This window comes from Candidatus Villigracilis affinis, assembly GCF_016705895.1.
In the GTDB taxonomy this organism is placed as follows: domain Bacteria; phylum Chloroflexota; class Anaerolineae; order Anaerolineales; family Villigracilaceae; genus Villigracilis; species Villigracilis affinis.
Genome location: NZ_JADJKT010000017.1, coordinates 21901 through 42969 on the forward strand (window position 1 = coordinate 21901; position 21069 = coordinate 42969).

The following is a 21069-nucleotide window of genomic DNA, read 5'->3' on the forward strand; positions in this document are numbered from 1 at the left end:
TTTGTAACGTGAATGGTTATGATCTTTATTTACTTAACGCCAACTGGATCGCCTGTTCCGTCGTCGTGGATTTGCCATCTGCCCAGAGCGCATTGAACTCCGCTTCGGTCAGCATGGCGCGGAGTCGACTCATGAATTGCGCTTCTTCCGCTTCTTCTTCGTCTGATCTTTTGTGACCCGTTACCTCACGGATTGCCTCTGCTGCGGCAAATAATTTTGCGGCGCGTTGCGGTTCTTCCTCCACAATTGCGATCATCGCAAAACATTCCAGTTGATGCGCCACGGCTGGACGATTGCCCACATCTTGAAATTCTTTAATTGTTTTTTTATAAGTGTTTTTGGCTTTTGCGTAATTACCCATGACACGTTCAACATGTGCGATCTCAGTAGTCATCACAGCCTCAAAACCTTTGTGTCCTATGTACTCGAACATCTTGAGCCCAGCTTCAAAATGTTTTTTAGCCGTCTCGAGTTGCCCAAGGTTACGTGTGTTGTAACCCAAGCCTAAAAATAGAATTCCTGATTGAAATGACAAGGGGATATCTTTGGCTATTCCTTGAAGCAACTCTAAATACTTTCGGCTTTCTTCAAAATTACCGTTGATTCCCGCCCAACGAGATAAATTACCATAAGCTATGGCGAGCCCGCTAATGTTGTTTAATTCCTTAAAGATTTCCAGCCCTTCCAACGCGGCAGGGAGCGAATCTTCGGCTTTAATAAAGATGGATGCGTTGGAGAACATTTCAAGGCCATAGCCCAACATAAACTTGTCGCCGAGCTTGCGTGCAATCGCAATCGCTTCCTGCAAGGCGCTGCGCGACAACATAATCTCGCCCGAGCCAACGGTAATTGTCCCCAAACTAAAGCAAGCGCGCATCAATAATTCTTCCTGCTTATGCTTGAGGTCATTTTCTGCAGGTGGCAGCCCGCGAAACTTCTCCAGTGCCACTTTTAGTATGGCAATTCCTTCCAGTTGACCGCCTGATACACTCAGGCTCATGGCTATGTTCGCCGCAAGATTCAACATGTCTCCCAAATTATTCTGCATACCCCATTCAAATGCAGCGCGCAGGTTATCCGTCTCAATCTGCATGGCTTTAAGCTTTTTAATTTCGCTTTCACCCTGGAAGAGATAAACATTCCATAAGCCGTCAGCTAATTTGTTGAAATGGATGAAGTGCCGATCACGCGCCGCCGATGATTGCTTCGCTTCGAATAACTTTTCTCTCGCGTATTGCCTGATCGTCTCTAACAGGAAATAGCGCATCTCGCCTTTGTGTTCTTCCGTCACCACTAACGATTTATTGACTAATCCTTCGAGATGTTCCAGTGCATGCGAGTCTTCGGACACGGCTTCGAGCGCCTCCAACGTCCAGCCGCCGACGAAGACCGATGCGATTCGTAGCAGATTCTTTTCCTCCTCTGAGAGTAAATCATAACTCCAATCGATCAACGCTCGCAGAGTCTGTTGACGCGGCAACGCGGTACGGCTTCCGCCTACGAGCAGACGGAAGAGGTCGTCGAGGCGGGAGGCGATTTGGTCTGCCGAGAGTAACTTTGTCCTCGCGGCGGCGAGTTCTATCGCCAGTGGAATGCCGTTGAGACGGGAGCAGATTTGGGCGACGGAGGAAGCGTTTGAATCGGTCAGAGAAAATTTCGAATTGGCGGCGCGAGCGCGATCCACGAAGAGGCTGGTCGATTCGGAATCCGCAAGCGAAGGAGTGCGATATGCTACTTCACCTGCAATGCCCAATGCCTCACGACTGCTGGCAAGTATTTTAAGTCCCGCGCATTGATGCAGGAGTTCATCGGCAAGGCGCGCGCAAGCTGCGATGAGATGCTCGCAGTTGTCGAGAATGAGCAGCAGCTTTTTATCGCGCAAGTAATCCATAACCAGATTTTTCAGCGGATTGAAAGGCAGTTCCTGCAAACCAAACGCCTGCGCCAGCGCGGGGACGATCTGCGACTCGTCACTGAGCGGCGCGAGTTCGATCAGCCACACGCCGTTGGAAAAGGTTGAAAGCAATTGCGCGCCGACTTCGATGGAAAGCCGCGTCTTGCCTGTGCCGCCCGAACCTGTCAGCGTAACGAGACGGGATGAAACGAGCGACACTTTGATCTCGGCAATCTCTTTCTCACGCCCGATAAAACTAGTTAATTGCGTTGGTAGGTTATTTTTTGTTTTGGAGAAAATTGAAAATAAAGTTGTCGTCGGAGGCGAAGATGATTCTTGTTCCAGAATCAGAAGTAGGTCTTTTGCCGATGCGGGTCTTTCCTCGGGGTGTTTGCTCAGCAATCGAAGAACAAGCTCGTCCGCCCAGGCAGGGATTTGCGAGTCGACTTCACTGGGCGGTGTTACCTTTCCGTGCATGTGTTGTGCCAGCATGGAACTGATCGTGCCTTCAAATGGTGCACGCCCAATTAGCAATTCATACAGGATTACACCGAATGCATATAGATCAGACTGCACAGTGGCAGGCTGACCTTGAATGAGTTCAGGCGCAAGATATGCCAGAGTTCCTGTAAGCGTACCTTCTTCAGAAAGGCGGTTATCATCCGCGGTGTGCGCCAGACCGAAGTCCATTAATTTCAGGGTTTGTGAGTTGGTGATGACTATGTTTTCCAGTTTCAAGTCGCGGTGAATAATGCCGTTTGAATGAGCATGATCCAGCGCAAGGCAAATCTGCTGAGCCATATGCAGCGTATCAAGCAAATTTGTTTTTTCCATCCTTCGTAAGGTATGTCCGTTGACCAGTTCCATCACGATGAAGGCTGTATCATCCGCTTCGCCTGCATCATAAATTGACACAATGTTTGGGTGGTTCAACTGCGCCACGGCGCGCGCTTCCCGTAACAAGCGCAACTTTCCCTCCGTGCCCACGCCAGACGTGTTTAGGAATTTAATAGCTACAACACGATTAAGCAATGTATCCTGGGCTTTGTACACGATGCCCATGCCGCCTTTGCCAAGTTCGGATTCGATTTTGTACCGATTGAGCAGGGTTGTGCCGATCATACAAATATCTCCAGCGCGTAGGCGATGGCCTGCTCCATCGTCATTGCGCGACCCTCTAACCACTGTATGTTAAATTCTTTTTCACTCATCCTGGCGCGCAGCTCCCCGGCTTCGCGCTCATATTCCACGCGCTCCATCGGCGACATATCTATCTGGATGATTTCACGTAACCTTTCCGCCGCGCCGAGCAATTTGATGGCGCGTTCAGGCTGTTCGTTGACTTTGGCAATGAACGCAAAACATTCCAGCTGATTGGCAACCGCGGCGCGGTGACCGAGCCGCTGCCACTCCAGGATGGTCTCGCGATACATGGATTCGGCTTTGTCGTGATGTCCCTCCAGCCGTTGCATGTGGGCGCACTCACTATGGATCATGTTCGCGCGGTGCTGATCTCCCATTTCGTGAAAAGCTGCAAGCAAGGGGACGAAACGTTCGCGAGCCTCATCGAATCTGCCCTGAAATCTTGCCTCCATTCCCAACCCAAAAAGCATCATCGTCTGCCAAAAATGATGTGGGGTATTTTTTAGTAAAGCGAGTCCTTTCGAAACATGCTCGTTGGCAATCCTGGCATCTTGACTCTTCCACAACATATTTAAGCCGACCACGCCATGAGATACGCTTAGCGCAAAGGGATCGTTAGATTCGCGCGCAATGTTGACAATTTCCTCTATCACCGAATCTTCATAAGTGGTATCGCCAGACATCATCTTTGTAGCCACTAAAAATGCAAGCTCAGTTGCCAGCAGGCGTTTATCCCCAAGCTGACGCGCCAACTCCTGGCATTTTTGGGAGGCTGCATTTGCAACCAAAAAATCACCCTGACTCGTTGCCAGAAATGATATCGCCTGCCAGGCTTTTGCTGTAACCAGCATTCGCTGGCGCGCTCCCGCGCTTGTCGAAAGATCGCCTTCCACGGCTGGTAAATTCTGAATTTTCTCAAGCGCTTGTCCCGCCCACCTGCGCCCTTCGGTTTCGTACCCGCGCCTGTACCAAAAATATTGCAACGCGTGAGCCATTGTCAAAACAGTAACCACATTCGTTTCCATGCCCCATTCGAATGCAGCGCGCAGGTTATCAGATTCTGTTTCAAGCCTGTTAATCCAGCTCAATGCCGCGTATCCAATAAGCGCCTGTTCGGCGCTCTCTGTCAGTTGAACAAAATAATCGAGATGACGATTTCGCATTTGTTCCGCTTCGCCCGCTTCCATTAATTTATCGCGCGCATATTGGCGCACGGTTTCCAGCAAACGATAGCGCGGCTCGTCGCCTTCATCATCCATCGTCACCAAAGATTTATTGACAAGTTGTGTAAGTAAGTCTAATACATCAAGGTCAGGGCAAATTGATTCGGCGGCTTCAAAAACCCATCCGCCCGCGAAGACGGAGAGTCGTCGCAGTAACGCACGCTCGTCTTCGCTGAGTAGGTCATAACTCCAATCTATCAAGGCACGCAGGGTTTGTTGGCGCGGCAATGCGGTGCGCGAGCCACCTGTCAATAATTTAAATCTATCATCAAGTCGTGTGGCAATTTGCTCCGCTGAGAAAACGGTAACACGCGCCGCGGCTAATTCCAAAGCGAGGGGAATGCCATCGAGACGGCGGCAGATCTGGGCGACGGCAGAGGCGTTCTTTTCGGTCAGATCAAATTTTGGATTCGCCGCCCGTGCCCGATCCACAAAAAGTTGAATCGACTCGAAGCCCGCCAACGCTTCACGCGACGCCTGTGCCTGATTCGGCAACGAGAGCGACGGCACGCGATAGACGGTTTCTCCGCCAATGCCAAGCGCCTCGCGACTGCTGGCGATGATCTTGAGATTGAGTGCGTGGTGCAGGAATTCATCCGCAAGTTGTGCACTGGCTTCGACAAGGTGTTCACAGTTATCAAAAATGAGCAAAAGATTTTTCGCCCGCAAATAATCGATCACAATATCCTTCAACGAACCCCCCATTTGCGCGCGGACATTCAACACGGATGCGATGGTTTGCAAAATGAGCGCAGGGTCGGCAAGCGGAGCGAGTTCGATGAACCAAACACCATCTGTAAAATTAGGGAGCACTTCCATGCCGAGTTGAATGGATAAACGAGTCTTTCCCGTTCCGCCAGGTCCGATGAGAGTCAATAATTTTGCTGATGAAAGTTTTTCTTTTGCTTCACGAATTTCTTTTTCACGCCCGATGAAAGAGGTAAGTTGAGTGGGGAGGTTGTTCGTTGCCGTGGCAATCGACATCAACGCAGGAAAATCTTTTTGCAGGTCAGGCACAACGAGTTGAAAGATTCTCTCCGCGCGTGTAAGCCCTTTGAGATGATGCTCACCCAGATCAAGTAAAGATACATCGCTTGCAAAATGTTCGCGCGCTACTTGCGCAGTGGTTTCTGAAATTAAAATTTGCCCGCCATGCCCCGCGGACATGATGCGCGCGGCGCGGTTTAGAGTCCCCCCGTAATAATCGCCATCGCGTAATTCAGCTTCGCCTGTGTGCAACCCCATGCGGACTTTTAGTGATAAGGATGAAGGATGAATTATGAAGAGCGAATCCAGGTCTTCATTCATCCTTCCGCCTTCATCCTTCATCCTTGCTAGTTCGCGTTGCGCATCAATGGCGGCATTGACCCCATCAATTGCAGTCCCAAACACAGCATGGATTCCATCGCCCGTGGTCTTGATGACATGTCCATGATTTGATTCGATGGCTTCCCTCAAAATCGAATCATGCTTTGCGAGCGCGGACTTCATCGCTTCGGGATGTTGCTCCCAATGCTTGGTCGAGCCTTCGATATCGGTGAATAAAAAAGTGACGGTTCCAGATGGGAGTTCATTCATAATCTACCTCCAAAGCGTATTCAATTGACTGTTCGAGAGTCATGGCGCGACCTTCTATCCAGACCGCCTTGAATGTAGCCTCGTCCAATTGTGAGCGGACATTCGCCACCCAGCCCTTATAGTCAACGAGGCGATGGTGGGATAACGAAAATATTTCTACACCAAGCGCATTGAAAATTGCCTCGCTTGCGCCCAACAGCAAGGCGGCTTGCTCGGGCCTGCCTTTGGCTCCAGCCACACCTCCCAAGCCTGCCAGAGCCTGTGCAAGTATATTTTTGTCATCTGCTTCCTGAGCCAAAACCAGGGCTTCGGTGAAAAGTGTCGCCGCTTGTTCGTTATCCCCCTGACTTTGTATAATGCAACCCGATTCGAAGAGCAATGACAGTAAACCGCCCACATAATGCAGTTCTCGATATATCTCAAGGCTCTCTTTATAAAGTACGACCGCTTGTTCATCGTCACCCTGAATGTGAGCCAGAGTGCCCAATGCTTCCAATGCCTCCGCGATACACGACTTGTCGCCAACGCTTCGGTAAACCGCCAAACCTTCTTCCTGAACGGAGCGCGCCGTCTGATAGTCGCCGCTATTCTTAAGTACTCTACCCAAATTTCCGAGCACATCACCGAGCGCCCACTTATCCTCAGCCTCGCGCGCCAGCTTGACAGCTTCCTCCTGAATCCTCCTTGCCCCAATCAGGTCGCCTTGGATAAGTAAATTCCCACCCACCCGCCCGAGCGTGAAAGCCAGCCACCATTTATCTCCGACCTCGCGCCAAATGTCCACAGCCTCTTGCGCGGCACCCTGCGACGCAAGGAGATCGCTTTGATAACGAGCCATGTAAGCCAGTCCTGTTAACGCTTTCGCCCGCGCCGCGCCGCGCTTTTCTGCTCCGGGTTTCTCGAGGGCAGCCTTAAGCCACCTTGACCCATCCTTAGAATAACCGCGCATTCCCCAGAAAAACCAGCCTGCGCCAGTAAATCGCAAGGAAATTTCAGCATCATCCCTGCCAAGCGACCACTCCAATGCTGTTCTCAAGTTATCGTGTTCTGCCTCCAGGCGATTCAACCAAATCAACTGTTGTGCGGAACGTAATTTTGGTTCTGCTCTCTCTGTCAATTTGAGATAGTAATCAAGATGACGGTCGCGGACTGCATCCACCTCACCACTCTCAGCTAATTTCTCTAAAGCATATTGCCGCACGGTTTCAAGGATACGATAACGCGAGTCTTTCAAGTTGACGAGGGATTTATCCACGAGTCGGGATAACAAATTCAGGATATCGAATTCACTTCCCTCTTGAATGCAAACTGATTCGGCGGCTTCGAGAGTCCAGCCGCCTGAGAAGACAGTGAGACCGCGAAGCAGGGTCTTCTCCTCCTCGGTGAGCAGGTTATAACTCCAGTCAATGGTGGCGCGTAATGTTTGTTGACGCGGCAGGGAAGTGCGCGAGCCGCCTGTCAACAAACGGAAGCGATCATCGAGGCGCGCGGCAATTTGATCCACACTCAAGGCTTTGACGCGCGAAGCGGCTAATTCAATCGCCAGGGGAATGCCATCTAAACGGGAACAGACCTGGGCGATGAAAGCCGCGTTTTCTTTTGTCGCAGTGAAATTCGGTTTGGCAAGTGTTGCGCGTTCAACGAAGAGTCGAATCGATTCGTATTGAGAGAGTTCATCAAACTCAGGTAGATGATTGATATCAGGCACGGATAAGGAGGGGACATGCCAAGCCATTTCACCTTTGACGCCCAATGCCTCGCGGCTCGAAGCGAGAATCTTGAGCGCGGGCGCATGGTTGAGCAATGCATACGAAATCTTTGCGCTGGCTTCAATCAGATGTTCGCAGTTATCCAGAACGATCAATGTATTTTTATCTTGAAGATATTCGTTGATTAATTCCTGTGCGCTCTTGCCTTGCTGTTCGCTGATACCCATAGCAGACAGAATGGCTTGCGGAATGTTGGCAGGGTCGGAGATTGGCGCGAGCTCAACGAACCAGAAATATTCAAATTGATCGAGAAGATTTTCAGCAACTTGCAGAGAGAGTCTCGTTTTGCCTGTGCCGCCTGAACCTGTAAGCGTGACTAAACGATGATTTTTTATCGATTCTATAACTTCCTCGATTTCCTTTTCACGTCCAATAAAGGCTGTTAGTTGTATAGGAAGGTTGTTTTTTGATTTGGAGGAGATAGAAAATAAAGAAGTTGTTGCTGGCGAAGATGATTTTTGTTCCAGAATCAGCAGAACATCCCTTGCCGATACGGGTCTGTCTTCGGGATGTTTGCTCAGCAAACGAAGAACAAGATCATCCACCCAGATGGGAATACCAGCATTGTGTTCACTTGGCGGTATAACTTTCCCTTGCATGTGTTGTGCAAGAACTGCGCTAACTGTTCCTTGAAATGGCGCACGACCAACAAGCAGTTCATAAAGAATGATACCAAAAGCGTATAAATCAGACTTCACACTAGCAGGCTGGCCTTGGATAAGCTCGGGGGCGAGATATGCCAGAGTGCCCGTAAGCGTACCTTCTTCGGTTATGTGGGCGTCATCTATAGAGTGTGCCAAACCGAAATCCATTAGTTTCAAGTTTTGCGTGTTGGTGATGACAATATTCTCGAGTTTCAGGTCACGATGAATGATCCCGTTTGCGTGAGCGTGCTCCAACGCAAGGCAGATCTGTTGGGTCATGTGAAGCACATCAAGCAAATCGAGTTTTTCCGAGTTTCGGAGCGTAACCCCCTTTACAAGTTCCATTACGATAAAAGGCAAACCGTTTGTCTCTGCCGCATCATAAACCGAAACAATGTTTGGATGGTTCAATCGCGCCGCAGCACGTGCCTCCTGTAACAGTCGCGCTTTGCCCTCAGTGCCCACTCCAGAGGCATTCAGAAACTTGATAGCGACAACGCGATTGAGTAGTGTATCGTGTGCTGTAAACACGACACCCATTCCTCCTCTGCCCAGTTCCGTTTCGATATTGTAGCGATTGAGAATGGTTGTGCCAATCATTATGTTAACCTTTCAGTATTTGACCATCTGTATATGGGGAAACGAACATAATTTCAAACTGATTATGATAAGGATTCATAAACCCCTCGATGTCGGTAAAAAGAAATGTTACAAGGCTTGATCGAAGTTCGCTCATTATTTATCCAGTCTGCTTAATGGGACATGTGAATTGAATTCAAAATGATTTGGAAATATATCGGACAATTTTAATCCAATTTGCGAAAGCATAAATACCAAATTGAGACTAAAATTATGGGAATTAGTGACGCCCTCATGAATCATATTCTGGAAACCTTTAAGATCAAATCTGGCGAAGAGCGCATATCTGCACTCCTAGTGGGACTGATGCTGATCACCGCAGCAGGCGGAACCATCGGAGGGATTGCCACCGAAGCTTTGTTTTTTGCGCGCTTCGGCGTTGAATTCCTGCCGAATATGTATGTGATATTAGGCCTGTTCACCTTTGTCACATCCATGGCGATCACGGTCATCATGGGGCGTTTTTCGAAACAGAAATTATTTATTGCCCTGCCCCTGATCATTGGCTTTGCGCTGATCGCGGAGCGGGTGATCCTCCTGCTCAATGTCAAATGGTTCTTTGCTGCGATGTGGCTGGGGATGAATGTGGTCAACGGCTTGCAAGGTTTGTTCACCTGGGGGTTGGCGAGCGCGGCCTGCGATACGCGTCAGTCCAAACGGTTGTTCCCTCTTTTTAGCGCGGGCGGCATTTTGGGTACGGTTCTCGGCGGCTTATTGACTCAGCCGTTGGCGCGCTGGCTGCATTCAGAAAACCTGTTGCTGGTCTGGGCAGGCACTTTGTTTATCGCATTTCTCCTTAGCCGCGCAATTATTGGAAGATCAGTAATTGCCATTGGGTCTTCATCGCGAACAAAACAACCCAGTATCTTTGTTGAAATGCAGCGCGGCTATAAATTTGTACGCCAATCCTCGATCATGCAGTGGGTCTCGTACAGCGCCATTTTGTTTTCGGTCTGCTATTTTTCCCTGGCTTTGCCATTTTCGCGCGGCGCAACAACTCAATTTCCAGACGCAGATCAACTCGCTGGATTTCTCGGCTTGTTTCAAAGTATCACCACCATTGTTGCCTTGATCGCTTCCCTGTTTTTTGCCAATCGGCTGTTCGCCCGCTTTGGCATCATGCCCATGCTCCTGCTTTTTCCGATCATTTATTTTGTTGGTTTCGGCATACTTTCTTTATCTGCACCATTCACAATTTTAGTGTCCGTCCGCTTTATGCAAATGATGTGGATGCAGGGCATCGCGGGCACAGCCTGGCAGGCGTTGTTCAATGTAGTCCCATTTGAACAGCGCGATCAGGTGCGCACATTTATCAGCGGCGTGCCAGAGCAGGCAGGCACTTTTATTGCAGGTTTGATTCTGGTTGTAGGTGAGCAGGCTTTGAATCCGCAGCAACTGTATTTAATTGGACTCGCCGCCGCCGCGCTTCTGGTTTATATCCTTTGGCGCGCCAGCAGGGCTTATGCAAATGCTTTAGTCGAAGCATTACGTGCAGGTCAGCCGCAAATGTTTGTAAGCGAAGAGGAACCCTTTGGAGGATTTCATACCGACGCCGCGACTGTCTCCGCCGCCATTAAGGGCATGAATGATCTGGATAAAACAACCCGCCTCGTTTCAATTGAGATACTAGGCAGCTTGTCTATTCCTGAAGTAACAAATAATCTGGTCACTGCGCTTGCAGATGACGACGCATTGATCCGTTCTGCTGCATTGCGAGGACTGACCCACGCTCGGGCCTCCTCGGCCCTTCTAGATATTGCCGCGAGTCTTTCCGACCCCGAGCCTGATGTGCGACTACAGGCAGTTGACTCCCTTCGGCAATTGGCTCGCTATCCACGCGGGGTTTCTGCACATATCGAACCCCTGCTTGTCGATCAAGACCCGCTCGTTCGCGCCCGCTCTGCTCAAACCTTATTGGGTTTCGGCGGGCACCCTAAAGCAAAAAACATCCTGCACGAAATGGCTGCAAGCACAGACCTCATCTCCCGCACGCATGCATTGAATGCATTGGCCGAATGCAGGGATGAATCAGCATTTGAGTTGGGGTTATCCGCCCTTGATGATGCAAACCCTGTGATACGAAAGACCGCGCCTCGTTTATTGGTGAGCATCGACCCACAGCGCGCGCTGGAGCCCATCATCCATCATCTCAACGATGACGATAGCCATGTCCGCAAGGCGCTCGCAGAAGCTCTTGGGAACATTGGTCTCCCCGCGTTGGATTCATTGCTCGCCGCCTTAACCAACCCCAGTTATGAAGACAGTGCCTTGATGGCGCTTGAATTTCTGCCCGCACAGAAAGCCAGTCAGCAAATCCGCACACATGCCCTGAACACAGCCAGGTCCGCGTTGCATTATCATCAACTGGCATTGGGACTCGCCCAAAAATTTGGGCGAACCCTTTCAGGTGATGGCCGTAATCAGTTATTGATCGAGTCATTGCACGATAAAGCCCATCGCAGCGGACTTAATTCCCTACGGGCGGTCGGTTTGCTAAAGGGCCGTCAGGCTGTCGGCATTGCCATTGAAAACCTGCGCAGTCGTGAATCCGCTCAAAGGGCGAACGCGCTCGAAGTCCTTGAATCAATTGGCGAGGTGGAAATTATCCGCCCGCTGTTGGCGTTATGGGAATCTGGAGAGTCGTCTTCTGTGTCTCTTCCCGATCAATGGCTTTTAGAATTACTTCATGATCCCTACTCGTGGCTGCGCGCCTGCGCTGTTTTGGTCGCTGCCGGATCTGGGGACGAGAAAATTATTTCTGCTCTTAAATACCTTTCTAAATCAGACCCCGATTCAATTGTTCGCGATATTGCCGATAAAGTATTTTCAGGAGATCGATCCATGGATACACTTGCCACAATCCCGCTTATGGAACGCATTCTCTTCCTGCGGCGCGTACCCATCTTCGCCGACCTTTCTCCTGCCGACTTGAAACAGGTGGCGGTAATCACAACCGAGGCCGTCTTTGCCGACGGGGATGTCCTTGCACATCAAGGGGAGTTCGGCGATGAAATGTTCATTGTCGTTTCAGGAGAAGTGAATGTATTGATCGCTTCAGAAGATCAAAAGGAAGCCCGCCAGATTGCAAAAAGGTCAGTGGGAGATTACGTTGGGGAAATGTCTATCATCAGCCGCGAACCGCGCATTGCCACCCTGGTCGCATCCGGTCAAGTGCGGGCCTTGTGCGTGGATCGAAAACAGTTTGAAGGCATCCTGCGCGAACGCCCCGAGATCGGGATGGCATTAATGCGCACCTTGTGTCAGAGGCTAAAGGAAGCCAGTTTGCAAAAGACAAACTAATACGGCTTCTGCTCATTGATTAAATAAAAAGGAGGCTGTCGCTTATGGCGACAGCCTCCTTGCATGTTTCTACCTCACCAAATTCCTCAGCACCGTGTGCAGGATGCCGCCGTTGCGGTAGTAATTCACTTCCACATCGGTGTTCAACAGCGCGGTGGCTTTGAATTCGATCACCTTGCCATCGGATTTCTTCGCCTTGACGGTGAGTTCGCTCTTGGGCTGGATGTCGTTATCGAGGCCTTCGATGTCGAACACTTCGCTTCCATCGAGACCGAGAGACTCGGCGTTTTGACCTTCAGCGAATCTCAGCGGAAGCACGCCCATGCCGACCAAATTCGAGCGGTGGATGCGTTCGAAGGATTCAGCGATGACGGCCTTCACACCCTGCAGCATCGGTCCTTTCGCGGCCCAGTCACGGCTGGAGCCGGTGCCGTATTCCTTGCCCGCGAGGACAATGCTCGGCACACCTTCGGCTTGATATTTCATCGCCGCATCGAAAATGGACATGACCTCACCGGATGTGTGGTGTTTGGTCCAGTTGCCTTCTTTTGGCGCGACCAATTGATTCTTCAAGCGGATATTTGCAAACGTGCCGCGCGCCATCACCTGGTCATTGCCGCGGCGTGCGCCGTAGGAATTGAAATAAGTGGGAGCCACATCTTTTTCCTGTAGGAATTTACCGGCAGGGCTGTCTGTAGCGATGTTGCCCGCAGGCGAAATATGGTCGGTGGTAATGGAATCGCCGAACATGCCAAGCACACGCGCCGATTTGATTCCCTGGATCGAGTCGACATTCAATGAGACGGTCTGGAAGTAAGGTGGGTGATGAATATAGGTGGAATTTGCATCCCATTCGTACAAGTCGCCGCCGGAGACCTTGATCTCCTGCCACATCTCAGAGCCGCTGAACACATCGGCGTATTTATCCTTGAACATCTCAGCCTTCACGCTGGAAGCGATCGTGTCGCTGACTTCCTTTTGAGTGGGCCAGAGATCCTTGAGATATACAGGCTGACCGTTTTGGTCGGTGCCGAGAGGTTCGTTGTTCAAATCAATATCCACTGTGCCTGCGAGGGCATAGGCAACGACCAGCGGAGGTGACGCAAGGAAGTTGGCTTTCACCAGCGGATGCACGCGGCCTTCGAAGTTGCGGTTGCCAGAGATGACCGCCGCCGCAACCAGATCACCGCCTGTAACGGCTTTGGCTACTTCACCGGGCAATGGACCGGAATTACCGATACAAGTGGTACAGCCATACGCAATGACGTTGAAACCAAGTTTGGAAAGCGGATCGATCAGACCAGCCTTGTTGAGATATTCAGTCACTACGCGTGAGCCGGGGGCGAGGGAGGTCTTCACATACGGCTTGACGTTCAAGCCTTTTTCAACGGCTTTCTTTGCCACAAGTCCCGCCGCGACGAGCACGGATGGATTGCTGGTGTTCGTGCAGGAGGTGATGGCAGCGATCACAACCGCGCCATGCTTCATCTGTTGTGAACCGCCGTTGGTGCCGAAGGTGGCTTCACGGGTCAATGCTTCGCCGGAGAGTTCGTAGCCGCGATCCTTGATCGGGGCGGTCAATGCCTTTTGGAATGTATCCTTCATATCGGTCAGCGCGACGCGGTCTTGTGGTCGCTTGGGTCCAGCCAATGAAGGGACGACAGTTCCCAAATCCAATTCAAGGGTATCGGTAAATTCAGGTTCGGGGCTGGTCGCATCGTGGAAGAGTCCCTGCGCGCGCAGGTAGGCTTCGGTGCGGGCAACTGTTTCTTCGGAGCGGCCAGTCAAACGCATGTAGCGAAGCGTTTCTTCATCCACAGGGAAGTAGCCCATCGTTGCGCCGTATTCAGGAGCCATGTTTGCAATGGTGGCGCGATCGGTGAGCGACATGTTGTTGAGGCCTTCGCCATAGAACTCGACGAATTTATCAACGACGCCTTTCTTGCGCAGCATTTGTGTGACGGTGAGCACGAGGTCAGTGGCAGTGACACCTTCATTAAGTTTGCCGGTAAGTTTGAAACCGATGACATCGGGGAGCAGCATGTCCATCGGCTGACCGAGCATCACGGCTTCGGCTTCAATGCCGCCCACGCCCCAACCCACCACGCCGAGACCATTGATCATGGTGGTGTGCGAGTCGGTGCCGACGAGCGTATCGGGGAAGGCAAGCAGATCATTACCATCCACCTTGGTCATTACAACTTCGGCGAGGTTTTCCAAATTGACCTGATGCACAATACCGGTCATCGGAGGCACAACGCGGAAGTTGGTGAACGCCTTCTGTCCCCACTTGAGGAATTCATAGCGTTCCTTGTTGCGGAGAAATTCCATTTCGGTATTGCGGTTGAGCGCATCGGCTGTGGCAAAGAAATCGATCTGCACCGAGTGGTCAATGACGAGGTCAACGGGCACAAGCGGATTGATCTTCTTCGGGTCGCCGCCCAAACGGGCGACTGCGGCGCGCATCGCAGCGAGGTCAACAACGGCAGGCACACCAGTAAAATCCTGCATGACCACACGACCGGGTAAAAACGGAATGCCGGGGCGTGCGCCTTTCGGGGTCCACGCGGCGATGTTCTTCACATCGTCCTGTGTGATCTCCTTGTCGTTACATTGACGGAGGGCGGCTTCGAGCACGATACGAATGGAATAAGGCAGTTTGCTGAGTTTTACCAGCCCGGCCTTCTCCAAAGCATCGAGGCGGAAAATGACGTATTCCTTCTTTCCCACTTTCAATACGTCGCGGGACTTAAATAGATCTTGCATAGGATACTCCTTTGGCATGAGTTTTTTGTGGTAACGACTCAAGCCGTTACCAAGCTCACACCACAACCTGGAAGAACTCAAAGGAGCGCCTTTGATATCCTTTTTGCTATGTGGTGGGATTTACAGGGTTTTCCCTCGCTCCACTGGACGTCACGACAATAAATTTTCAAACTCTCGGGGGGGGCGGCGAGGGAAAATCTACATCTTCATTTCTTTTTTCAACGCTGCGATCAGCTTCGGCTTTTCATCATCCTTCATAAATGAAGCCTGAGCCGCATTGAGCACGCTTTGCTTCAGTATCTCGAAGGAAACCTTCATATCTTCGCACACATGCTGATATTCATGTGAAAGCGTGATCCGCGAAACGCTTGGGTCATCGGTATTGACGGTCACATTCAAGCCAGCCGCTATCATACGCGGCAATGGATGTTCGGGCAGAGACTTCACCACACCGGACTGATAATTGCTGGTCACACACACTTCAAAAGTAACGCCGCGTTCCTTTGCGAGCGCCGCAATACTCTCATCTTCCATCACGCGCACACCGTGGCCGACCCGCTCCGCATCAAAATTCAGGATCGCGTCGCGCACATTTTCAGCAGGTCCCCACTCCCCGGCATGAATGGTCACATGCAGGCCCGATTGTTTCGCTTCCTTGAAAATTTCACGGAACGGCGCAGACTTGAACTCGGCCTCATTTCCAGCCAGGTCAATGCCCACCAATCCGTCCTTTATATGTTCCGTCGCCAGCCAGATCACCTGCTCGGCAAGCTCCGGGCTTTCGTGGCGGTTCACCGAAGCGATCAAACCGACCTTGATGTTATTCTTCCGCGCAGTTTCCTGCGCGCTGGTCAACACCCAATCCATCACATCGTGCAGGGGAAAACCCTCCGCGCGGCTGAGCGCCACGGGCGTAAAACGAAGCTCAAGGTAGCGGATATTGTCCTTCGCCGCATCCTCCACAGCTTCGCGTGTGACTCGATGAATTACATCGGGAGATTTATAGAAAAGCCGCAACGTCTTGAATTTTTCGAGAAAATTCGTAAACGTCATCGGGTCCTTGTCCTGCACCTGCACAAGGCCGCTTAAGTTGAACATGCTCGCAGGAACCGTCACACCATGCTGACGCGCAATGTCAAGCATGGTCGTCAAACGCAGAGACCCTTCAAGATGACGATGCAGCTCCACCTTTGGAAGGGAAAAATATTGATTCAGCGGAACGGTTTCGTGGGATAACAATTCGCCTCAAAAACCTAATGACGTTTCCGTTTCTTCTTATTACCGGTAACCTGCACCTCGGCCTGAACGGCACCCGGCGCAGTCACTTCGTTTTCCGCAGTTTCGATGGGATTGATCTCCACGCGCCGCGGTCTTGCCGCAAATGCACGACCGATCACCAATCCGCGCACATCTTCAAGCAACTGCTGGAACATTTCCGAAGCACGACCTTTATATTGTACCAGCGGGTCACGCTGTCCGTAAGCCTCGAGACCGATGGAAATGCGCAAGGCCTCGACCTTTGTGAGATATTCCACCCACAACTCACTGAACGCACTCAGTAATAACTGGCGATGGACTTCATTAAGAACGTATTTTCCAATTGCATCGATGAGGGACTCGCGGTCTGACTCACTGATACCTGCTGCCGCTTCATTGAGCCGACTCTCCCCGAAAGCGATCCGCGCTGCGGGCCCGAAATCGGCGAGGCGTGAGGCATTCTGCTTCAAACGATTGAATTCGCTCTGACCCCACGTGGCACGCAGCATCTCTTCCGCTGTTTCAAGATGCGCCATGATATCTTCAACAATATCCACCGCTTCACGGTCGCCCAACAATTGCGCAGCAAGGAAAACATACGAGAAACGCAGGAACAACTGTCTGACCTGTTTGTGTGTCTTCTGATCAAATGCAGAACGTGTACCCTGTGCAAGGGTCAATAACAGACGCAACTTTCCCGCATCCGTATCTGTGGATTCGCGCTGGAGCAGCACCTCAATATCGCGCGCGATCTGGCTGTTCAAACGTTCACGCTTGTGATCGAGGCCTTCGCGCGCGGTCCGAATGATCACATCTTCGAGTTCATCCCAATCCGAAGGCAGCGGATTCGGCCACGGCAGTTGCTCACCCACGCGGTTTTGGATCGCACCGATCAGACGCAGGGCGTTGAGTCCGGTCAACTGATTCGCGACCATTTCCTGAATATCTTCCTTCACCGAATCGGCATCCTCACCCAAGGCACGCATCGTTTCATTATTAAGTTTCAGCGGCAAATGGACCAGGGCACTGAGTTCTTCCACGATCTTCGGGGCGCGGGGAGCATCTTCACGGTCGCGCAGGCCTTCAAAATAGGCATCAATCGCATCATCGCGCTCGGAGGTCTGTGTTTCAAATGCTTCATGCGTTTTTTCCACCAGCGATTCGATCGCACGCAGGTGATGTTCGCTCTCAGCTTGAATGGCGCGGGAGATAATGTCCAGCGTGGACTGCTGAATATTGTCATCCTTGATTTGATCGAGGATCAGTTTGAAGCCATAGGATGGGAACAAACCATCCTGCGAGTCAAACGGAGGCTGGACCTGTTCCAACCAGGCGAGCAGTTTCCACGGGCCTTCTTCATCTGCAAGGCCGATATCCACACGCTTGGCCACTTCGTTTTGAAGCATGTCCGCGACATCTTCGCTCAGGTCTTCCTTCATGAAGATGCGGTCACGCTGGCTGTAGATCTGCGAACGCTGTTCATTGAGCACATCGTCATATTCCAGCAAATGCTTGCGGACATCGAAGTTTGCGCCTTCCACACGGGTCTGCGAACCTTCGATAATGTTGCTGACGAGGCGGACTTCCAATGGAAGGGCTTCATCCACTTTGAGTCGTGTCATTAACCCGCTGACCTGGTCGCCGCCGAACAGGCGCATCAAATCATCTTGAAGCGAGAGATAAAAACGCGAAGAACCGGGGTCACCCTGACGGGCGGCACGACCGCGCAACTGGTTGTCGATGCGGCGCGCTTCGTGGCGTTCCGAGCCGATGACATGCAAACCACCCAGTTTCTTGACGCTTTCCATATCAACAAAATATTGCAGGAAGAGTTTCACTTCCGCTTCGTAAATACCGTAATTCGAGACATCCACCTTGAGCAAAGCCTGACGGCGCTCTTCGAGAGTCATGTCAAACGGGTCAAGATGTCCTGCTTTTCGCAGAACACGGTTCACCGCGGAGATCACTTCTTCCGCGAGGTCACCGCCGAGTTTGATATCCACACCACGGCCTGCCATGTTGGTGGCGATGGTCACTGCACCGAAGGCACCCGCGCCCGCGATGATCTGTGATTCTTCGGTATGCTTGCGCGCATTCAAAACCTGATGAGAAACGCCGCCCTGAACGATGGTCTTCAAACGCGGAGCAACCTCTTCGGGCAGCCGCAGGATATCGAGCAAAGTCTTCAGGTTATTGGCATCGTCGAGGCTGATGTTGTTGGTTCCATGCGGCGCGATAAATTTACGCAGCGCATCGGGTGTGATCTTATCGATCGGTTCATTGAAGGGGACAAGGGCTTCGATGAGTCGGCCATCCTCTTCCAAATTATTCGCGCGCAGATAAATCTCGCGGACAAGAGTCACCTGCAGTAAACGGCGAACAGGCTCGGCCTTGAGTCGATTCGAGAGTCGATCCGAAGATTCAACCGAAGTGGTCCCCACCAGCATCGGGCGTCCGAGCGCATGATAGCGGATGATCTCCGTCGCAATGGCGCGCAGTTTGGCTTCGACGGTGCGATAGATCACATCGGGATAATCTTTTCTGCGGTAGAAAACCCGGCCATCGGAATCGCCGCCCTTGGCGGTATAAAAGGAATATTGATAGCCTTCATCATCCTTCGCCTTCTGCTCCACCAGGGTGGCATCGGAACGCAGGGATTGATATTCAAGGTTGGTAGGCACGGGCATCACTTCGATCTTGTAGATCTTGTTGAATTCCTCGGCTTCCGTCAACGCGGTACCGGTCATGCCCGCCAGTTTTTCATACATGCGGAAATAATTTTGTAACGTAATGGTGGCGTAGGTGACGTTCTCAGGCTCGACCTTTACGCCTTCCTTGGCTTCCACCGCCTGATGCAAACCATCGCTCCAACGGCGCCCGGGCATCTGCCGCCCCGTGAATTCATCCACGATGACGACCTTGCCGCCCTGCACAAGATAATCCTTGTTGCGCTGGAATAGATATTGCGCACGCAATGCCTGTTGGAGATATCCCGTCAAACGCGCCTGCTCGGGAGTAAGGTCTTCGGGTCGATCTGGATCGAGAAGCGGGGTGCCCAAAATGGATTCCACATGGCTGACGCCTACTTCTGTTAAAGAAACGTTGCGGTTCTTTTCATCCACTTCATAATCTTCGGGGCGCAATTGCTTCACCACCTGCGCCATGCGTCCGTACCATTCGAGGTCGCCTGAAGCGGGGCCAGAGATGATCAACGGCGTACGCGCTTCATCGATGAGCACATTATCCACTTCATCGACAATTGCAAAGTAATGACCGCGCTGCACACGTGCATCGACACGCATCGCCATGTTGTCGCGCAGATAATCGAAACCAAATTCGGAGTTCGTCCCAAAAGTGACATCTGCCCGATAGGCTTCGACACGATCCACCATGCGGAGATGTTCCTGATCCTCATGCGGAGACTCGCGTTCGAAATCCACGATGAAGGCTTTCTTGCCGTTCTCGGTGACCGCGGCCATTTGCAAAACACCCACGCTCAAACCGAGCATGTTATAGATCGGGGCCATCCAGCGCGCATCGCGCCGCGCCAGATAATCATTGACCGTGATGATGTGTACGCCGCGTCCCGTCAATGCATTGAGGTACACGGGCAGGGTCGCCACAAGCGTCTTGCCTTCACCCGTTTTCATTTCAGCAATGGAGCCGCCGTGCAAAATTCCACCACCGATGACCTGCACATCGTAATGACGCAGGCCAATGGTCCGCTTGGAGGCTTCGCGCACCGTGGCGAATGCCTCGGGCATCAGTTCATCCAGCGCATCCTGTTCGAATTTGCGGTAATCCTCATCTTCGTCTTCCCCCTGCCCCCCGATGGATGGGGGATTCAATCCCTCGGTTGCCTTCGCAACCCGCGCCTTGAATTCATCCGTTTTTGCACGCAACGCCTCATCGCTCAATGCCTCGAATTGCGCCTCGAGCGCATTCACCTGAGCCACAAGATCGCCAAATTTATCAGCCGTCTTCTTCGTGGGGTCGCCACTGAATAGTTTTACGAAGTTCTTAAGCATAGTATCCCTTTCAGGGAAGGGATTATAGCATTTGGAGAGGGTATGGGGGATTTGAGTTTTATTAATGTTTGGGGAGATGGACGGCGGCTTTACTATCGTCTGCTGTCAAAAAGTTGCACCAGTAAACTCTCATATGACCCATGCGTCCGTGCAAAGACAACCATCCTCGAATAAAACCACGAATGCACGAATATCGCGCCACCCATTCGAGTATTCGTGAAAAATTCGTGGACGGTCTTCATTCAAAACGCCTCCGCCAGCAGACTCTCAAACAGCCCCTCCATCTGCCGCGTGGATTGCGGAGCACCCATCCGCCCCGCAACGACTCGCCCCGTGCTACCACCCCCGCAAACTCTTCTTGTGGATTCACAGGAAAATCAAGGTGGAAGTTATTCTGTACTGGCTTCATCTTCCATCGCGTGGATAATGGCGAGTATAACGCCATCAATATTATTCGTCACTTCGTTGTTCCAAAAGCGGACAACTTTGTAACCCAGTGATTCCAAATATTTCGTTCTTTCTTCGTCATACTCTTCCTGTTCCAAATGTTGACTTCCATCCAGTTCGATGATGAGTTTCTTTTCGATGCAGACAAAATCGGGAATGTATTTGCCAATGGCATGCTGCCTTCTAAAGTTGACTCCCAACTGGTCGTTGCGGATGAGCGCCCATAGTTTGCGTTCGGCGGGTGTAGGTTCTTTGCGGAGTTCAATAGCATGGGTTCTGGTTTTTGGATTGCTTCTGGGTGGGCGCGGCATTTTGTCCCCTCCTAGCCTCCCCAATTGCGACGGAGAGCACGTCGAAATTGGGGAGGGACGGTTGCGTCTG

8 protein-coding genes and 1 pseudogene are annotated in these 21069 nt (G+C 51.6%); 1 reads left to right on the forward strand and 8 read right to left on the reverse strand.

Annotated features, from left to right (window positions below; genetic code table 11):
• Positions 1-25: 25 nt before the first annotated feature.
• From IPI86_RS08550 to IPI86_RS08560, 3 genes are read right to left on the reverse strand one after another with little or no spacing between them, the layout of a single operon-like run.
• Positions 26-3016, reverse strand: coding sequence for a protein kinase (locus IPI86_RS08550; RefSeq protein ID WP_345297580.1), 2991 nt, complete (start codon positions 3014-3016; stop codon positions 26-28).
• On the reverse strand, positions 3013-5838 hold the full coding sequence (locus tag IPI86_RS08555; protein WP_345297581.1) for an adenylate/guanylate cyclase domain-containing protein: 2826 nt from the start codon (positions 5836-5838) through the stop codon (positions 3013-3015). The genes IPI86_RS08550 and IPI86_RS08555 overlap by 4 nt, the downstream gene beginning before the upstream one ends.
• Positions 5831-8851, reverse strand: a complete 3021-nt coding sequence (locus IPI86_RS08560; protein ID WP_345297582.1) for a protein kinase — start codon at positions 8849-8851, stop codon at positions 5831-5833. The genes IPI86_RS08555 and IPI86_RS08560 overlap by 8 nt, the downstream gene beginning before the upstream one ends.
• A gap of 273 nt (positions 8852-9124) precedes the next feature.
• On the opposite strand from IPI86_RS08560, the gene IPI86_RS08565 reads away from it, so the two are divergent.
• On the forward strand, positions 9125-12190 hold the full coding sequence (locus IPI86_RS08565; RefSeq protein ID WP_345297583.1) for a HEAT repeat domain-containing protein: 3066 nt from the start codon (positions 9125-9127) through the stop codon (positions 12188-12190).
• Positions 12191-12259: 69 nt separating this feature from the next.
• Here the strand turns inward: IPI86_RS08565 and acnA are convergent, their stop codons facing one another.
• From acnA to IPI86_RS08590, 5 genes and pseudogenes are all read right to left on the reverse strand, one after another.
• On the reverse strand, positions 12260-14956 hold the full coding sequence (gene acnA, locus IPI86_RS08570; protein WP_345297584.1) for an aconitate hydratase AcnA: 2697 nt from the start codon (positions 14954-14956) through the stop codon (positions 12260-12262).
• Positions 14957-15154: 198 nt separating this feature from the next.
• Positions 15155-16195 carry an adenosine deaminase gene (add, locus tag IPI86_RS08575; RefSeq protein WP_345297585.1) on the reverse strand — a complete coding sequence of 347 codons (1041 nt, stop codon included), beginning with the start codon at positions 16193-16195 and terminating at the stop codon, positions 15155-15157.
• Between the two features lie 14 nt (positions 16196-16209).
• Entirely contained in the window at positions 16210-18900 is a 2691-nt protein-coding gene (locus tag IPI86_RS08580; protein WP_345297587.1) for a hypothetical protein, read from the reverse strand.
• Positions 18877-20241: pseudogene (locus tag IPI86_RS08585) on the reverse strand (preprotein translocase subunit SecA); the annotation flags it as partial. The pseudogene IPI86_RS08585 and the gene IPI86_RS08580, both read right to left, overlap by 24 nt.
• 389 nt (positions 20242-20630) lie before the next feature.
• Positions 20631-20999 (reverse strand): endonuclease domain-containing protein, encoded by a 369-nt coding sequence (locus tag IPI86_RS08590; RefSeq protein ID WP_345297586.1) that lies wholly within the window; start codon positions 20997-20999, stop codon positions 20631-20633.
• Positions 21000-21069 lie beyond the last annotated feature (70 nt).